Annotated in this window: 16 protein-coding genes; 4 read left to right on the top strand and 12 right to left on the bottom strand. The window is 70.8% G+C overall.

Features of this window, described 5'->3' with window-relative positions:
- Window positions 1-23: 23 nt before the first annotated feature.
- The gene (locus ABZ990_RS12130; RefSeq protein WP_361229539.1) at window positions 24-1,280 is read left to right on the top strand and encodes a TerD family protein; all 1,257 of its coding nucleotides are present in this window, start codon (window positions 24-26) and stop codon (window positions 1,278-1,280) included.
- 137 nt (window positions 1,281-1,417) lie between these two features.
- Here ABZ990_RS12130 and ABZ990_RS12125 read toward each other — a convergent pair whose 3' ends face one another.
- Window positions 1,418-2,935, bottom strand: coding sequence for a hypothetical protein (locus tag ABZ990_RS12125; RefSeq protein WP_361229310.1), 1,518 nt, complete (start codon window positions 2,933-2,935; stop codon window positions 1,418-1,420).
- 247 nt (window positions 2,936-3,182) lie between these two features.
- Between ABZ990_RS12125 and ABZ990_RS12120 the strand changes: the two genes are divergently transcribed.
- Window positions 3,183-5,030, top strand: coding sequence for an endonuclease/exonuclease/phosphatase family protein (locus tag ABZ990_RS12120; RefSeq protein WP_361229307.1), 1,848 nt, complete (start codon window positions 3,183-3,185; stop codon window positions 5,028-5,030).
- A gap of 104 nt (window positions 5,031-5,134) precedes the next feature.
- Window positions 5,135-5,590, top strand: coding sequence for a GNAT family N-acetyltransferase (locus tag ABZ990_RS12115; RefSeq protein ID WP_361229304.1), 456 nt, complete (start codon window positions 5,135-5,137; stop codon window positions 5,588-5,590).
- A 130-nt stretch (window positions 5,591-5,720) separates the two neighbouring features.
- Here the strand turns inward: ABZ990_RS12115 and dapD are convergent, their stop codons facing one another.
- The 3 genes from dapD to ABZ990_RS12100 form a co-directional block, all read right to left on the bottom strand.
- The gene (gene dapD, locus ABZ990_RS12110) at window positions 5,721-6,704 is read right to left on the bottom strand and encodes a 2,3,4,5-tetrahydropyridine-2,6-dicarboxylate N-succinyltransferase (RefSeq protein WP_361229301.1); all 984 of its coding nucleotides are present in this window, start codon (window positions 6,702-6,704) and stop codon (window positions 5,721-5,723) included.
- A 96-nt stretch (window positions 6,705-6,800) separates the two neighbouring features.
- Window positions 6,801-7,361 carry a TetR family transcriptional regulator gene (locus ABZ990_RS12105; protein WP_361229298.1) on the bottom strand — a complete coding sequence of 187 codons (561 nt, stop codon included), beginning with the start codon at window positions 7,359-7,361 and terminating at the stop codon, window positions 6,801-6,803.
- On the bottom strand, window positions 7,361-7,681 hold the full coding sequence (locus ABZ990_RS12100) for a multidrug efflux SMR transporter (protein WP_361229294.1): 321 nt from the start codon (window positions 7,679-7,681) through the stop codon (window positions 7,361-7,363). Before ABZ990_RS12100 ends, ABZ990_RS12105 begins: the two co-directional genes overlap by 1 nt.
- A 71-nt stretch (window positions 7,682-7,752) precedes the next feature.
- Between ABZ990_RS12100 and ABZ990_RS12095 the strand changes: the two genes are divergently transcribed.
- Window positions 7,753-8,811 (top strand): oxidoreductase, encoded by a 1,059-nt coding sequence (locus tag ABZ990_RS12095; protein ID WP_361229291.1) that lies wholly within the window; start codon window positions 7,753-7,755, stop codon window positions 8,809-8,811.
- A 215-nt stretch (window positions 8,812-9,026) separates the two neighbouring features.
- On the opposite strand, the gene ABZ990_RS12090 is transcribed toward ABZ990_RS12095, so the two are convergent.
- The 8 genes from ABZ990_RS12090 to ABZ990_RS12055 all read right to left on the bottom strand — a co-directional run bounded on the left by ABZ990_RS12090 (window position 9,027) and on the right by ABZ990_RS12055 (window position 15,614).
- The gene (locus ABZ990_RS12090) at window positions 9,027-9,365 is read right to left on the bottom strand and encodes a metal-sulfur cluster assembly factor (RefSeq protein ID WP_361229288.1); all 339 of its coding nucleotides are present in this window, start codon (window positions 9,363-9,365) and stop codon (window positions 9,027-9,029) included.
- Entirely contained in the window at window positions 9,362-9,835 is a 474-nt protein-coding gene (gene sufU, locus ABZ990_RS12085; protein WP_361229285.1) for a Fe-S cluster assembly sulfur transfer protein SufU, read from the bottom strand. The genes ABZ990_RS12090 and sufU overlap by 4 nt, the downstream gene beginning before the upstream one ends.
- 12 nt (window positions 9,836-9,847) lie before the next feature.
- Window positions 9,848-11,116, bottom strand: coding sequence for a cysteine desulfurase (locus ABZ990_RS12080; protein WP_361229282.1), 1,269 nt, complete (start codon window positions 11,114-11,116; stop codon window positions 9,848-9,850).
- Window positions 11,113-11,877, bottom strand: coding sequence for a Fe-S cluster assembly ATPase SufC (sufC, locus tag ABZ990_RS12075; RefSeq protein WP_361229279.1), 765 nt, complete (start codon window positions 11,875-11,877; stop codon window positions 11,113-11,115). The genes ABZ990_RS12080 and sufC overlap by 4 nt, the downstream gene beginning before the upstream one ends.
- A 7-nt stretch (window positions 11,878-11,884) precedes the next feature.
- Window positions 11,885-12,202, bottom strand: a complete 318-nt coding sequence (locus ABZ990_RS12070; RefSeq protein ID WP_361229276.1) for a non-heme iron oxygenase ferredoxin subunit — start codon at window positions 12,200-12,202, stop codon at window positions 11,885-11,887.
- Complete coding sequence (gene sufD / locus ABZ990_RS12065) at window positions 12,202-13,383, bottom strand: Fe-S cluster assembly protein SufD (RefSeq protein ID WP_361229273.1); 1,182 nt, start codon at window positions 13,381-13,383, stop codon at window positions 12,202-12,204. Before sufD ends, ABZ990_RS12070 begins: the two co-directional genes overlap by 1 nt.
- Window positions 13,384-13,446: 63 nt before the next feature.
- Window positions 13,447-14,862, bottom strand: coding sequence for a Fe-S cluster assembly protein SufB (gene sufB, locus ABZ990_RS12060; protein WP_361229270.1), 1,416 nt, complete (start codon window positions 14,860-14,862; stop codon window positions 13,447-13,449).
- Window positions 14,859-15,614 carry a metalloregulator ArsR/SmtB family transcription factor gene (locus tag ABZ990_RS12055; protein WP_361229267.1) on the bottom strand — a complete coding sequence of 252 codons (756 nt, stop codon included), beginning with the start codon at window positions 15,612-15,614 and terminating at the stop codon, window positions 14,859-14,861. The genes sufB and ABZ990_RS12055 overlap by 4 nt, the downstream gene beginning before the upstream one ends.
- Window positions 15,615-15,654 lie beyond the last annotated feature (40 nt).

Below are 15,654 nucleotides of genomic sequence, written 5' to 3'. Positions count from 1 at the left end.
TCGTTAGCCCCGGCATGACCGCTATGACCCCCGGCTCGAACATTCCTCTCACCGCCGCGCGCGTGGCGGTGGACGTCGCCGCTCCGGTGCGGCTCGACGTATCGGGCCTGCTGCTCGGCGCCGACGGCAAGGTGCGCTCCGACGACGACTTCATCTTCTACAACCAGCCCGCAGGCCCCGGTGTCACCTACCGGTCCGGCGGCGGTACGGCCCCGGACGCGATCCTGGTGGACACGGCCGCGCTCCCGGCCGGTGTCGAGAAGATCGTCGTGACCGCGAGCCCCGACGCCGCCGGCCAGTCCTTCCAGGGCATCGAGCCCACCGCGACCCTGCGCGACTCCGACAGCGGCAGCGTGCTCGCCACCTTCACCCCGCCGCGACTCGCCACGGAGACCGCGCTCGTGGTCATGGAGATCTATCTGCGGGGCGGGGTGTGGAAGGCCCGTGCCGTGGGCCAGGGGTACGCGAACGGGCTGGCCGGCATCGCCACCGACTTCGGGGTGAGCGTGGACGAGGAGCCCACGCCCGCCGCGGCCCCCGCCCCCGCTCCGGCCGCCGCTCCGACCCCGGCCGCCGCCCCCGCCTCGATGCCCGTGACGCCGCCCGCACCCCCGGTCCCGCCCGCGCCGCCGGCGGCTCCCCCGGCCTGGCAGGCCCCGCCGGCTCCGCCCGCCGCTCCCCCGGCGCCGCCCGCCGGCAGCGGGAAGATCAACCTCGACAAGGGCCGGGTCAGCCTCCAGAAGAACCAGACCGTCTCCCTGGTCAAGGGCGGGCGTCCGCTGCTCTCGCAGGTCAAGATGGGCCTCGGCTGGGAGCCCGCGTACCGGGGCAGCGACATCGACCTCGACGCGTCCGTGATCGCCTACGGCCCGCAGCGCAACCACATCGACAGCTGCTACTTCGGCAAGCTGTCCATCCTGAACGGGGCGGTCAAGCACTCCGGTGACAACCTCACCGGCGAGGGCGCGGGCGACGACGAGGTCATCGTGGTCGACCTCGGCCGGCTGCCCGCCGACACCACCGGCCTGGTCTTCACCGTGAACTCCTTCTCCGGGCAGAAGTTCACCGAGGTCGCCAAGGCGTACTGCCGGCTGGTCGACGCGGCGACCGGCGAGGAGCTGGTCCGCTTCGACCTGACCACGGCGGAGCCGCAGACCGGCGTGATGATGGCGAAGCTCATCCGGCAGTTCTCCGGCGAGTGGGAGATGACGGCGATGGGCGACTTCGTGAAGTCCCGGACCGTACGGGGCATGGTGAAGCCCGCGGCCCAGGCGCTCTGAGCCCCTCCCGTCCCGGCACGGCACTCGGCCGCCGCGCGATTCGCGCGGCGGCCGAGTGCGTACGAAGGGCCGTACAAGGGCTGTACAAGGGCCGCACAAGGGCCATACAAGGACCGTACGAACGAGGGAGGCTGGGCTCAGCGGCGCGAGCGCGCCTTGAACGCGGCCTTGCGGGCCTCCTTGGCGGAGGGCTTGTCGCGGTGCAGCCGGCCCATCGCCTCCAGGACGTCGGCCGTGGACGGGTGGTCGACCCGCCATGCCTGGTCGAAGAAACCGCCATGGCGGCCGGTCAGGCCCTCGATGAGGTCCTGGAGTTCCTCCAGCTCGCCCTCGGCGTCGAGGTGGGCGGCGATGGTGTCGATGGCCAGCCAGAAGATCATCGACTCCGGCGGCGCGGGGATGTCGGCCGCGCCGCACTCGGCGAGCCAGACCCGGGCCAGACCGCCGAGTTCGGCGTCGTCCAGGACCTCCCGGACGACCGGCTCGGCCTCCGCGCCGACGAGGGACAGCGCCTGCTGGGCGTGGAGCCGGCGCAGCGGGGCGCCGGGCTCGCTGCCCCGGGCGGCGGCGAGCAGGTCGCGGGCAGCGGCCGGGACCTCCCGGGCGGCGAGCCAGCCGGCGACCTCGGCGCGGGCGGCCTCCTGCGGGTAGTGGACGACCCCGGCCAGCAGGGTGTCGGCGTCCTTCTCGGCGAGGTCGCCGACGGCGGGGGCGGTCAGGCCGGCGTCGAGCATCCGGGAGCGGATGCCGTACAGACCGAGCGGGGTGAGGCGGACCATGCCGTAGCGGCTGACGTCCTCGTCGTCGAGCTCCTCGGCGGCGCCGGCAGCGGCGGCGGTACCCCCGGCGTCGGCGGCGGCGGTGACGTCCTCTTCCGACTCCTCGACCATCAGGGCCTCGTCGACGGGCTGGTACTCGACGAGGCCGATGGGCTCCAGGATCCGGAACTGCTCGTCGAGCCGCATCATCGCGTCGGAGACCTGCTCCAGGATGTCGTCGGTGGGCTCGTTCATGTCGTCGGGGATCACCATCGACGCGGCGAGCGCGGGCAGCGGCACGGGGCCCTCGCCGGAGCCGCCCTCGGAGACGGTGAGCAGGTAGAGGTTGCCGAGCACGCCCTCCAGGAAGTCGGCCTCGGCCTCGGGGTCCCAGTCCAGGGCCTCGAAGTCGATCTCGCCGTCCGGGCCGACGAGCGCGTCGAGGTCGTCGATGTACGGCGCGGCGGCGTCGTCGAAGACCGACTCGAAGCCCTCCAGCCAGACGGCGAGCACGTCCTTGGGCGAACCGGCGGTCAGCGCCGCCAGGCTCTCGCCGGCGGTGACGGTGCCCTCGGCGTCTCCGGCCTCCTCGGCCTCCTTGCCGCTCTCGGCGTCCTCGGGGTCGTGGATCTCGACCAGGCCGGTGTCCACGGCGACCCGCCATGCCTCGGCGGCCTCCGCCTCGCCGTCCTCGTCGGCGGTCAGCCCGAGCGCCTCGGCGGCGACGGGCAGCTGCGCGTCGGCGAGTTCGCCGCCCGCGCCGACCCGGGTCTCGGGGCCGGCCCAGCGGGCGAGCCGGACGGCGCGGGCGAGGAGGGGTGCGGCCAGGGCGTCCCGGGCCAGTTCCGCGTCCGAGCGCAGTCGAACGGGGGGAAGGATCGGCTGGTCCGGTGCCATCGTGGGGTGTTCTCCTCGGCGGGGGTGGTCGGGTCGAGCTGGGAGCCTCCGGCTCCAGCGGCCTTCAGCCTAGACGCATTCGGGGGACGCTCCGGCGGTTCCCGCACGCGTCAGCCTTCGTACACGCGTCGACCACTCACGGGGAGTCGACCGCGCACAGGAATTTGACAAGGTCACTGGACGTAAGCAGTACTTGACGCGCGTAGATCATTCGATCGTTCGTACAACCCGTTCTCGGAGCACCTTGATGTCTTCCTCCATATCCCGGTCCGCGACCGTCGCCACCGTGGTCGCCGCCGCCCTCGCCGCCGGTCTGCTCGGCGGCGCGGCCGCCTCCGCCGACGAGGCGTCCGCCACCGCGGCCGCTCCCGTGCGGATCCACGACATTCAGGGCACCACCCGGGTCTCCCCGCTCGCCGGCCGGCAGGTGACCGGCGTCGAGGGCGTCGTCACCGCCGTGCGCACCTACGGCTCGCGCGGCTTCTGGATGCAGGACCCGAACCCCGACGGCGACCCGGCCACCAGCGAGGGCGTCTTCGTCTTCACCAGCTCGGTGCCGACCGTCGCCGCCGGCGACGCGGTGAGCGTCGACGGCACGGTGACCGAGTACGTGCCGGGCGGCCTCGCCTCCGGCAATCAGTCGATGACCCAGATCTCCAAGCCGGTGGTCACCGTCCGCTCGAAGGGCAACCCGGTCCCGGCCGCCGTCACCATCACGGTGGACTCGGTGCCGGCCGCGTACGCCCCGGCGGGCGACCCGGCCGACGGCGGTTCCATCGACCGGCTTCCGCTGCGGCCGCGTTCGTACGCCCTGGACTACTACGAGTCCCTGGAGGGCATGAACGTCCGCATCGGCTCCGCGCGCGTGGTCGGCGCCAGCGACCCGTACGCCGAGCTGTGGGTCACGGTGAAGCCGGACGAGAACCCCAGCGTCCGCGGCGGCACGGTCTACGGCTCGTACGACTCCCAGAACGGCGGCCGGCTCCAGATCCAGCAGCTCGCGCCGCTCGCCGAGCGCCCCTTCCCCAAGGCGAACGTGGGCGACCGGCTGAACGGCGTCACCGAGGGCCCGCTGGACTTCAACCAGTACGGCGGCTACACCCTGGTCGCCGCCACCCTGGGCCAGGTCGAGGACCGCGGTCTGATCCGCGAGAAGACGACCCCGCAGCACAAGAACGAGCTGGCGGTCGCCACGTACAACGTGGAGAACCTCGACCCGACCGACCCTCAGGAGAAGTTCGACGCGCTCGCCGGGGCGGTCGTCGAGAACCTCTCCTCGCCCGACATCGTCGCCCTGGAGGAGATCCAGGACGACAACGGCCCGAAGAACGACGGGGTCGTCACCGCCGGCGAGACCGTGAAGAAGTTCACGGACGCGATCGTGGCGGCCGGCGGTCCGGCGTACGACTGGCGCTCGGTCGACCCGGAGAACGGCAAGGACGGCGGCGAGCCCGGCGGCAACATCCGTCAGGTCTTCCTCTTCAACCCCGCGCGCGTCTCCTTCGTGGACCGCCCGGGCGGCGACGCCACCACCGCGACCAAGGTGACCGGCACGCACGGCGACGCCCATCTGACGCTCTCCCCCGGCCGCGTCGACCCGGCGAACGCCGCCTGGACGGACAGCCGCAAGCCGCTCGCGGGCGAGTTCTCCTTCCGCGGCCGGACGGTCTTCGTGATCGCCAACCACTTCGGCTCCAAGGGCGGCGACGAGTCGATCGTCTCGCACCACCAGCCGCCGAACCGTTCCTCCGAGCAGAAGCGACTGCTCCAGGGCCAGGCCGTCAACGCCTTCGTCAAGGACATCGTGGCGCTCGACAAGCAGGCGGACGTGCTCGTCGTCGGCGACATCAACGACTTCGAGTTCTCCGCCGCCACGCGGGCGATGACCGAGGGCGGGGTGCTGTCCCCGGCCGCGCTGTCGCTGCCGGCGAACGAGCGCTACTCGTACGTCTACCAGGGCAACAGCCAGGTGCTCGACCAGATCCTGACCAGCCCCGGCGTGCACCACTTCGCGTACGACAGCGTGCACATCAACGCGGAGTTCGCCGACCAGAACAGCGACCACGACCCGCAGGTGCTGCGCTTCCGCCCGTGAGCACCTCCGATCGGGCTCGATCACGCTTGAGTGCTCCCGATCGGGCTTGGTCGGGTCCGGTCAGGCTTGATCGAACCCTCGTGCGGGTGTGCGAGACTCCGGGCGTGATCCTGCGTCCCGCCACCCGTGCCGATCTGCCCGCCGTCCTCGCGCTCCTCGCCGACGAGGAGCGGGTGGTGGACCCGGCCTCGATGACCGTCACCCCCGCCCACGCGCGGGCGTTCGCGGACATCGAGGCCGACGCGCGCAACGAACTGCTCGTCCTGGCCGAGACGGCGGAGCCCGGCGCGACCGTCCTCGGCTGCCTCCAGGCCACCTACATCCCGGGCCTCGGCAAGGGCGGCGCCGAGCGGGCCCTGATCGAGGCGGTCCGGATCCGGGCCGACCGGCGCGGCGACGGCCTCGGGCGCGCACTGATGACGGGCGCGGTGGCCCGGGCCCGCGCCCGAGGCTGCGCGCTCGTCCAGCTGACCAGTAACAAGAGCCGGACGGACGCCCACCGCTTCTACGCCTCGCTGGGCTTCGCCCGCAGCCACGACGGCTTCAAGCTCACACTCTGAACGCCCCGGGCCTCCAGGGCCTCCAAAGCTCCCCGCAAAACAGCCGGCCGCCCCGCCCACCGTACGAAACGGCGGGCAGGGCGGCCGGTCGCGACCGCGCGACGGGCCGGGGCCCGTCGCCGCGTGCGGGTCAGTTGTGGCTGTGCAGCATCTCGTTGAGGCCGCCCCAGTTGGCCTTGTAGGGGCGGGCCTCGACGGCGCCGGTGACCGAGTTGCGGCGGAAGAGGACGTTGTCGGCGCCTGAGAGCTCCAGCGCCTTGACGATCTGGCCGTCGGGCAGCGCGACCCGGGTACCGGCCGTGACGTACAGACCGGCCTCGACGACGCACTCGTCGCCGAGCGCGATGCCGATGCCCGCCTCGGCGCCGATCAGGCAGCGCTCGCCGATGGAGATGATCTGCTTGCCGCCGCCGGACAGGGTGCCCATGGTGGAGGCGCCGCCGCCGATGTCGGAGCCGTCGCCGACCACGACACCGGCAGAGATCCGGCCCTCGACCATCGAGGTGCCGAGCGTGCCGGCGTTGAAGTTGACGAAGCCCTCGTGCATGACGGTGGTGCCGGCCGCGAGGTGGGCGCCGAGGCGGACCCGGTCGGCGTCGCCGATCCGGACGCCGGCGGGCGCCACGTAGTCGGTCATCCGAGGGAACTTGTCGATCGAGGTGACCGCCAGGTGCAGGCCCTCGGCGCGGGCGTTCAGGCGCACCCTCTCGACGTCGTCGACGGCGACCGGGCCGAGCGAGGTCCAGGCGACGTTGGCGAGCAGGCCGAACATGCCGTCCAGGTTCTGGCCGTGCGGCTTCACCAGACGGTGGCTCAGCAGGTGCAGGCGCAGGTAGACGTCGTGGGCGTCGAGCGGCTTGTCGTCGAGGGAGGAGATGACGGTACGGACGGCGACCACCTCGACCCCGCGGCGGGCGTCCACGCCGAGGGCCTTGGCGGCGCCCTCGCCGAGCGCGTTCACGGCCTCGTCGGGGCCGAGCCGCTCGGTGCCGGCCGGGCCGGGCGCGTCGGTCAGCTCCGGGGCGGGGAACCAGGTGTCGAGAACGGTGCCGTCGCCGGCGAGGGTGGCAAGGCCGGCGGCGACGGCGCCGGTGGTGCGAGGAGCAGTGGTCATGACGGAAAACCTAACCTTCGAGGCCCCGCGCGGGCCAACCGGCCGGTCTCACGGTGCCCGCCCGAAGCCCGCGCCCCTCGCCGCGGGCCGGATACCTCAGGCGGGATCCAGCACCCGGGCCAGCAGGGCGCGCGCGTACTCCTCGTCGTACCGGCCGTCCGTGAGCAGCACCTGGAGGCAGATGCCGTCCATCAGGGCGACCACGCCCCGGGCGGTCGCCGGGTCGGTCCGCGCGGCGAGGATCCGGCTCACCTCCTCGGCCCATTCGGCGGCCACCGGGCGCAGCGCGGGACGGCGCAGGGCGGCGAGGTAGAGCTCGTACTCCAGCTCCACGCCGCGCCGTTCGCCGCTCAGCCAGCCGCCCATGAGCCGGGCGAGGACGGCGGCGAGGTCGCTCGCCGGATCGGCGAGGCCGGGGCTCTCGCGCAGGGCGCGGCCGAAGGTGTCGTTGGCCTTGCGCAAGGCGGCGACGAGCAGTTCGTCGAGGGAGGCGAAGTGGTACGTGGTGGAGCCGAGCGGCACATCGGCCTCGGCGGCGACGGTGCGGTGGCTGAGTCCGGCGAGCCCGGCCCGGCCGACGACGCGCAGGGCGGCGTCGACGATCCGGTCGCGGCGGCCGGGGTCGTGGCGGCGGGCCCGGGGCGCGGCGGCGGCCATCAGTGCGCGCCGCCCAGGTTGAGGACGGCGACCCCGGCGATGATCAGGGCGAGGCCGGCGATCTTGGCGGGGCCGAGGCTCTCGCCGAGGAAGAGGAAGCCTATGACGGCGACGGCGGCGGTGCCGATGCCGGACCAGATCGCGTAGGCGGTGCCGACCTGGAGGGTCTTGAGCGCCTGGGCGAGGAGGGCGAAGGCGACGAGGTAGCCGGTGCCGGTGAGGAGCGAGGGCCAGAGCCTGGAGAAGCCGTCGCTGTACTTCATCGAGGTGGTCGCGACGATCTCCGCGGCGATGGCTCCGGCGAGCAGTCCGTATCCCATGGCATCCGAGTGTACGGGCGTACATATCGGGGTCGTACAGTAGTGCGATCAAGGGCGGTTACGGTGTGCGCATGACCTACCCACCGGGACCGTACGGATACGGCTATCCGCCCCCGCCTCCGCCGCCCAAGCCGGGCGTCATACCCCTCGCGCCGCTGCGTGTGGGCGACCTCCTCGGCGGCGTCTTCAGCACCTACGGGCGCTACTGGAAACCGCTCCTCGGCATCACGGCGATCGCCTACGGGACCGTCGCGGCCCTGCTGGGCGGCGTGCTGCTGGTCGCTTACGGCAGCGTCGTGGACAACGTGGAACGGCTGGACGACCTGCCCGACGACGCGGATCCCGGCTTCGCCGACTTCCAGCCGCTGATCGTCACCTTCGGTACGGCCTGGCTGATCCTGATCATCGGCATGCTCGTCGCCAGCGCCCTCGTCAACGCCACCGTCCACACCGTGACGCAGGAAGCGGTCCTCGGCCGGCCCGCCCTCTTCGGGGCCGTCTGGCGCCGCGCCTGGTCGCGCGTCGGCGCGGTGATCGGCTCGGTCTTCCTGTCCGGTCTGGCCGCCGCCCTGCCGATGGTCCTGTTCGGAATCGGCGCGATGACGCTGTTCGGGGGGCTCCTCGTACAGGACCACGGCGGCGGGTCGGGCGTCGCGATCGCGGGCGGAGTGGCCATACTGCTCGCCGTGGCCTCCTTCCCCCTCTCCGTGTGGCTCTGGATGAAGTTCCTGCTGGCCCCGGCCGCCGCCGTGATCGAGAACCAGCGCCCGGTGGCCGCGCTGCGCCGCTCCGCCCATCTGGTCCGCGGGTCCTGGTGGCGCATCGCCGGCTGCACGCTGCTGATGAGTCTGATGATCTCCGTCGTCGCCGGGATGATCCAGCAGATCACGTCGTTCGCGACCATGTTCTCAACGATCGGCTTCATCCCCGAGAAGGCCGAGAGGGTGCGTGACGTCATCCCCACCATGGTCGGCGCGATGGTGACCCTCGGGCTCATCCAGCTCGTCGTCCAGACACTGATGGCCCCGCTCCAGCCGCTGATGACCTCCCTGCTCTACATCGACCAGCGCATCCGCAAGGAGAACCTGGCCCCGGCACTCGCCGAGAGCGCGGGCACGCCGCTCGTCTGACGGGGAAGCGGCGAAACGATACGCCCGAGGGCCCCGGTGTTCCCACCGGAGCCCTCGGGCGTACCTGCGTATCCCCGCGCCTGCGTACGGATCGCCTGAAGCAGACGGATCGCACGGATCAGGCGGTCGGACCGTCGGACGGATCCAAACGGATCAGACCGATCGGACAGTCAAACCGACCAGGCCGATCAGACCGATCGGACAGATCAGACCGATCAGACGTTGAAGCCGAGCGCGCGAAGCTGCTCGCGGCCGTCGTCCGTGATCTTGTCCGGGCCCCACGGGGGCATCCAGACCCAGTTGATCTTCAGCTCGTTGACGATGCCGTCGGTCGCGGACTTCGCCTGGTCCTCGATCACATCGGTCAGCGGGCAGGCCGCCGACGTCAGGGTCATGTCCAGGGTCGCGACGTTGGACTCGTCGACGTGGATCCCGTAGATCAGTCCGAGGTTGACGACATCGATCCCCAGCTCGGGGTCGACGACGTCGTACAGCGCCTCGCGGATCTCTTCTTCGGAGGCCGGCTTCAGGGTGGCCTCGGCGTTCTCGGTCATGCCGACTTCCTCACAGACTTCTGGTCGTCCCCGCCCAGGGCCTGGGCGGTCGCGTCCTTCCACGCCATCCAGCTGAGCAGCGCGCACTTCACCCGGGCCGGGTACTTCGAGACACCGGCGAACGCGACCGCGTCCTCCAGGATCTCCTCCATCGCCTCGTCCGGCTCGATCCGGCCCTTGGACTGCATCAGCTCCAGGAACGTGTCCTGGATCCTTCGCGCCTCGGCCAGCTCCTTGCCGACGAGCAGCTCGTTGAGGACGGAGGCCGAGGCCTGGCTGATGGAGCAGCCCTGGCCCTCGTACGACACGTCCTCGACACGCTCGCCGTCGTACTTCACGCGCAGCGTGATCTCGTCACCACAGGTCGGGTTGACGTGGTGCACCTCGGCGTCGCCGTCCCGCAAGCCCCGCCCGTGCGGGTGCTTGTAGTGGTCCAGGATGACGTCCTGGTACATCGAATCCAGCTTCACAGGTCAGCCGCCCTATCCGAAGAAGTTACGGACGTGCTCCAGACCCTCGACCAGGGCGTCGACCTCGGCCGGAGTGGAGTACAGATAGAACGACGCGCGCGTGGTCGCCGGAATTCCGTAGCGCAGGCAGACCGGGCGGGCGCAGTGGTGGCCGACCCGGACCGCGATGCCCTGCTCGTCGAGGACCTGGCCCACGTCGTGCGGGTGGATGTCGCCGAGCGTGAAGGAGATCGCGGCGCCCCGGTCCTCGGCCGTGGCCGGGCCGATGATCCGCAGGTCCGGAACCTCCTGGAGGCGGCGGACGGCGTACTCGGTGATCGCGTGCTCGTGGCGCGCGATGTTCTCCATGCCGATCGCCGTCAGGTAGTCCACGGCCGCGCCGAGGCCGACGGCCTGGGCGATCGGGGGCGTACCCGCCTCGAACTTGTGCGGCGCCGGGGCGTAGGTCGAGGAGTGCATCGAGACGGTCTCGATCATCTCGCCGCCGCCGAGGAACGGCGGCAGGTCCTCGAGCAGCTCCTGGCGGCCCCAGAGGACGCCGATGCCGGTCGGGCCGCACATCTTGTGGCCGGTGAAGGCCACGAAGTCGGCCTGGAGCGCCTGCACGTCGAGCACCATGTGCGGGGCCGCCTGGGAGGCGTCGACGCAGACGAGCGCACCGACCTCCTGGGCGCGCCGGACTATGGCCTCGACCGGGTTCACGGTGCCGAGCAGGTTGGAGACCAGGGTGAAGGACACCACCTTGGTCTTCTCGGTGATGAGCTCGTCGATGTTGGACAGGTCGAGCCGGCCCTCGTCGGTGAGCCCGAACCACTTCAGCTTCGCGCCGGTGCGCTGCGCGAGCAGCTGCCACGGCACGATGTTGGAGTGGTGCTCCATCTCCGTGATGACGATCTCGGTCTCGTGGTCGACCCGGTAGGGCTCGTCGGCCCAGCCGAGCATGTTGGCCACGAGGTTGAGCGACTCGGAGGCGTTCTTGGTGAAGATGACCTCGTCGCGGCTCGGCGCGTTGATGAACGCGGCGACCTTGTCGCGGGCGCCCTCGTAGAGCTCGGTGGCCTCCTCGGCGACCGTGTAGACGCCGCGGTGCACATTGGCGTTGTGCCGCTCGTAGTAGGTGTTGAGCGCGTCGAGGACCTGGCGCGGCTTCTGCGAGGTGGCCGCGGAGTCCAGGTACACGATCTTCTTGCCGTCGTGGACCAGACGGTCCAGCAGCGGGAAGTCCTTGCGGATCGCCTCGGTGTCGAGGAGGCCGGTCAGCCCCTGATGGGCGGAATTCACGCGGATGCGCCACCCTTCACGTACTTGTCGTAGCCCTCGTTCTCCAGCTGGTCCGCGAGCTCGGCGCCGCCGGACTCGACGATGCGGCCGTTCGCGAAGACGTGCACGAAGTCGGGCTTGATGTAGCGGAGGATCCGCGTGTAGTGCGTGATCAGCAGGGTGCCGACCTCGCCCTGCTCACGGACGCGGTTGACACCCTCGGAGACGATGCGCAGGGCGTCGACGTCGAGGCCGGAGTCGGTCTCGTCGAGGATCGCGATCTTCGGCTTGAGCAGCTCCAGCTGAAGGATCTCGTGGCGCTTCTTCTCGCCGCCGGAGAAGCCCTCGTTGACGTTGCGCTCGGCGAACGCCGGGTCCATCTGGAGCTTCGCCATGGCCTCCTTGACCTCCTTGACCCACAGCCGCAGCTTGGGGGCCTCGCCGCGGATCGCGGTGGCGGAGGTGCGCAGGAAGTTGGAGACCGAGACGCCGGGGACCTCGACCGGGTACTGCATGGCGAGGAAGACGCCGGCGCGGGCACGCTCGTCGACCGACATCTCCAGGACGTCCTCACCGTCGAGGGTGACGGTGCCGCCGGTGATCGTGTACTTCGGGTGGCCGGCCAGCGAGTACGCCAGGGTCGACTTGCCGGAGCCGTTGGGGCCCATGACGGCGTGGGTCTCGCCCTGCTTGATGGTCAGGTCGACACCCTTGAGGATCTCACGCGGACCGTTCTCGGCCTCGACGGAGACGTGCAGGTCGTGGATTTCAAGCGTTGCCATGGGTGACTCAGGACTCCTGGGTGACGGAGACGAGCACATCGTCCCCTTCGATCTTTACGGGGTATACGGGGACGGGGCGCGTCGCGGGAAGACCGGACGGCTTGCCGGTGCGGAGGTCGAACGCGGAACCGTGCAGCCAGCACTCGATCCGGCAGTCCTCCACCTCGCCCTCGGAGAGGGAGACGTTCGCGTGCGAGCAGACGTCGTGGATCGCGAACACCTCGCCCTCGGTACGTACGAGGGAGACCGGCGTGCCGTCTATCTCGACCCGCTTCGGGGTGTCCTCGCCGAGTTCGCTCAGCGCGCAGACGCGGACGAAGGCCATCAGACGGACGCCTCCAGCTCGGCCTCGATCTTGGCGAGCAGGCGCTCCTCGACGTCCGGGACGCCGATCTGCTGGACCAGCTCGGCGAAGAAGCCGCGGACGACCAGGCGGCGGGCCTCGGTCTCCGGGATGCCGCGGGCCATCAGGTAGAAGAGCTGCTCGTCGTCGAAGCGGCCGGTGGCGGAGGCGTGGCCGGCGCCGGCGATCTCGCCCGTCTCGATCTCCAGGTTCGGGACCGAGTCGACCCGGGCACCGTCGGTGAGGACGAGGTTCCGGTTGAGCTCGTAGGTGTCGGTGCCCTCGGCCTTGGCCTGGATGAGGACGTCGCCGATCCACACCGCGTGGGCGTCCTGGCCCTGCAGGGCGCCCTTGTAGGCCACGTTGGAGCGGCAGTGCGGGGTGTTGTGGTCGACCAGGAGGCGGTGCTCCTGGTGCTGGCCGGCGTCGGTGAAGTACAGACCGAACAGCTCGGCGTCGCCGCCGGGGGCGGTGTACTCGACCCGCGGGTGCAGCCGGACCAGGTCGCCGCCGAAGGTCACGACGACGGACTTGAAGGTCGCGTCGCGGCCGACGAGGGCGTTGTGCTGGGCGACGTGGACGGCGGTGTCGTCCCAGTCCTGGACGGAGACGACGGTGAGCTTGGCGCCGTCGCCGAGGACGAAGTCGACGTTGGCGGCGAGCACGCCGTCACCGGTGTGGTCGAGGACGACCACGGCCTCGGCGAACGCGCCGACCTCGATCACCTGGTGGCCGAAGGCGACGCCGCCCTGGCCGCGCAGGGAGATCCGGATCGGCTCGGTGAGCACGGCCTCCTTGGCGACGGTGACGACCGACGCCTTCTCGAAGGCCGAGTACGCCTGGGCGGCGACCCGGTCGACGGGCTTGCCGGCCCGGCCGAGGCGGGCGTCGTCGCGGCCGACGGCCTCCACGGTGACGCCCTCGGGGGCCTCGATCTCGACGCGCACGCCTTCGCCGTTGGCGGTGGCCGTGCCGTCGTGGAGGCCGCGCAGCCGCTCCAGCGGGGTGAAGCGCCACTCCTCCTCGCGGCCGTGCGGCACGGGGAAGTCCGCGACGTCGAAGGACGGCGGGGCGCTCATGCGGGTGGCGACGGTGGACTCGGCGGCCACCGCGATCGAGCCCGCGGTGGTCGAGCCCGCGGGGATGTTCTGAGCCTCAGCCATGGCTGTCGTAGTGCTCTCTTCCTGCGTTGAGAATCGTTCGCTGCGTACGGGGTGGGGCGGCAGTTAGCCGACCGCGCCTTCCATCTGCAGCTCGATCAGCCGGTTCAGCTCCAGCGCGTACTCCATCGGCAGCTCCTTGGCGATCGGCTCGACGAAGCCGCGGACGATCATCGCCATGGCCTCCTGCTCGGTCATGCCGCGCTGCATCAGGTAGAAGAGCTGGTCCTCGGAGACCTTGGAGACGGTGGCCTCGTGGCCCATCGTGACGTCGTCCTCGCGCACGTCCACGTAGGGGTACGTGTCGGAACGGGAGATGGTGTCGACGAGCAGCGCGTCGCACAGCACGTTCGACTTGGCGCCCGGGGCACCCTCGCCGATCTCGATGAGACCGCGGTAGGAGGTGCGGCCGCCGCCTCGCGCCACCGACTTGGAGACGATGCTGGAGGAGGTGTTCGGGGCCATGTGGACCATCTTGGCGCCGGCGTCCTGGTGCTGGCCCTCGCCCGCGAAGGCGATGGACAGCGTCTCGCCCTTGGCGTGCTCGCCCATCAGGTAGACGGCCGGGTACTTCATGGTGACCTTGGAGCCGATGTTGCCGTCGACCCACTCCATGGTGGCGCCCTCGTAGGCGACGGCGCGCTTGGTCACCAGGTTGTAGACGTTGTTCGACCAGTTCTGGATGGTCGTGTAGCGGCAGCGGCCGCCCTTCTTCACGATGATCTCGACGACGGCGCTGTGCAGCGAGTCGGAGGAGTAGATCGGGGCGGTGCAGCCCTCGACGTAGTGGACGTAGGCGTCCTCGTCGACGATGATCAGCGTCCGCTCGAACTGGCCCATGTTCTCCGTGTTGATACGGAAGTAGGCCTGGAGCGGGATCTCGACGTGCACGCCCTTCGGCACGTAGATGAACGAGCCGCCGGACCACACGGCGGTGTTCAGGGAGGCGAACTTGTTGTCGCCGACCGGGATGACGGTGCCGAAGTACTCCTTGAAGAGTTCCTCGTGCTCCTTCAGCGCGGTGTCGGTGTCGACGAAGATGACGCCCTGCTCCTCCAGGTCCTCGCGGATCTGGTGGTAGACGACCTCGGACTCGTACTGGGCCGCGACACCGGCGACGAGGCGCTGCTTCTCCGCCTCCGGGATGCCGAGCTTGTCGTACGTGTTCTTGATGTCCTCCGGCAGGTCCTCCCAGGACTCGGCCTGCTTCTCGGTGGACCGCACGAAGTACTTGATGTTGTCGAAGTCGATGCCGGAGAGGTCGGAGCCCCAGGTCGGCATGGGCTTCTTGCCGAAGAGCTTGAGCCCCTTGAGGCGCAGCTTCAGCATCCACTCCGGCTCGTTCTTCTTCGCGGAGATGTCGCGGACGACGTGCTCGGAGAGACCGCGCTGGGCGGCGGCACCCGCTGCGTCCGAGTCGGCCCAGCCGTATTCGTACCGACCCAGGCCCTCGAGCTCGGGGTGGCTGATCTCGGTGGTCATGCGGGGTTCCTCCCGGCCTTGCTGGCTGATGCTGTGGATGATGTGGTCCGCGTCTGCGCGGTGGTCCCGGAGTCGCCGTGCGCGATGTCCGGGATGTACGTCGTACAGACGCCGTCGCCGTGCGCGATGGTGGCCAGGCGCTGGACATGGGTCCCGAGGAGGCGGGAGAAGATCTCCGTCTCCGCCTCGCACAGTTGCGGATACTGCTCGGCGACGTGGACGACCGGGCAGTGGTGCTGGCAGAGCTGTTCGCCGACCGGCGCGTGACGTGCCGTGGCAGCGTACCCGTCCGCGCTCAGCGCCTTCGCCAGCGCCTCCGTGCGGCGGCTGGGGCCGGCGGCCTCGACGGCCGCGCGGTACGCCTCGGCCTGCGCCTCGATGCGGTCGCGGGCGAAGGCGGCGACGGCCGCTTCCCCGCCGGCGTTGCGCTCGATCCAGCGCAGTGCCTCGACGGCCAGCTTGTCGTACGACTGGTCGAACGCGTCCCGGCCGCCGTCCGTGAGGGCGAAGACCTTGGCGGGGCGGCCGCGGGAGCGGGCCCCGTAGACGCGCTTCTCGCGGGCCTCCACGACGTTGTCGCCGGCGAGCGAGTCGAGGTGGCGGCGGACGGCGGCCTGGGTGAGGCCGAGCCGCTGGGCCAGATCGGCGACGGTCGAGGGCCCGTGGTCCAGGATGGAGCGCGCGACCCGGTTGCGCGTCGAGCGCTCTCCGGTCGCGAGTTCCTCCGTGGGAGCCTCTCCGACGTTTTTCACAACGCCATTGTTGCGTAATTAATCACGGGCTGACAAGCGA

It is taken from the genome of Streptomyces sp. NPDC046203, assembly GCF_040646255.1.
Classification (GTDB): Bacteria; Actinomycetota; Actinomycetes; order Streptomycetales; family Streptomycetaceae; genus Streptomyces.
This window is presented reverse-complemented; position numbering and strand designations above follow the sequence as displayed.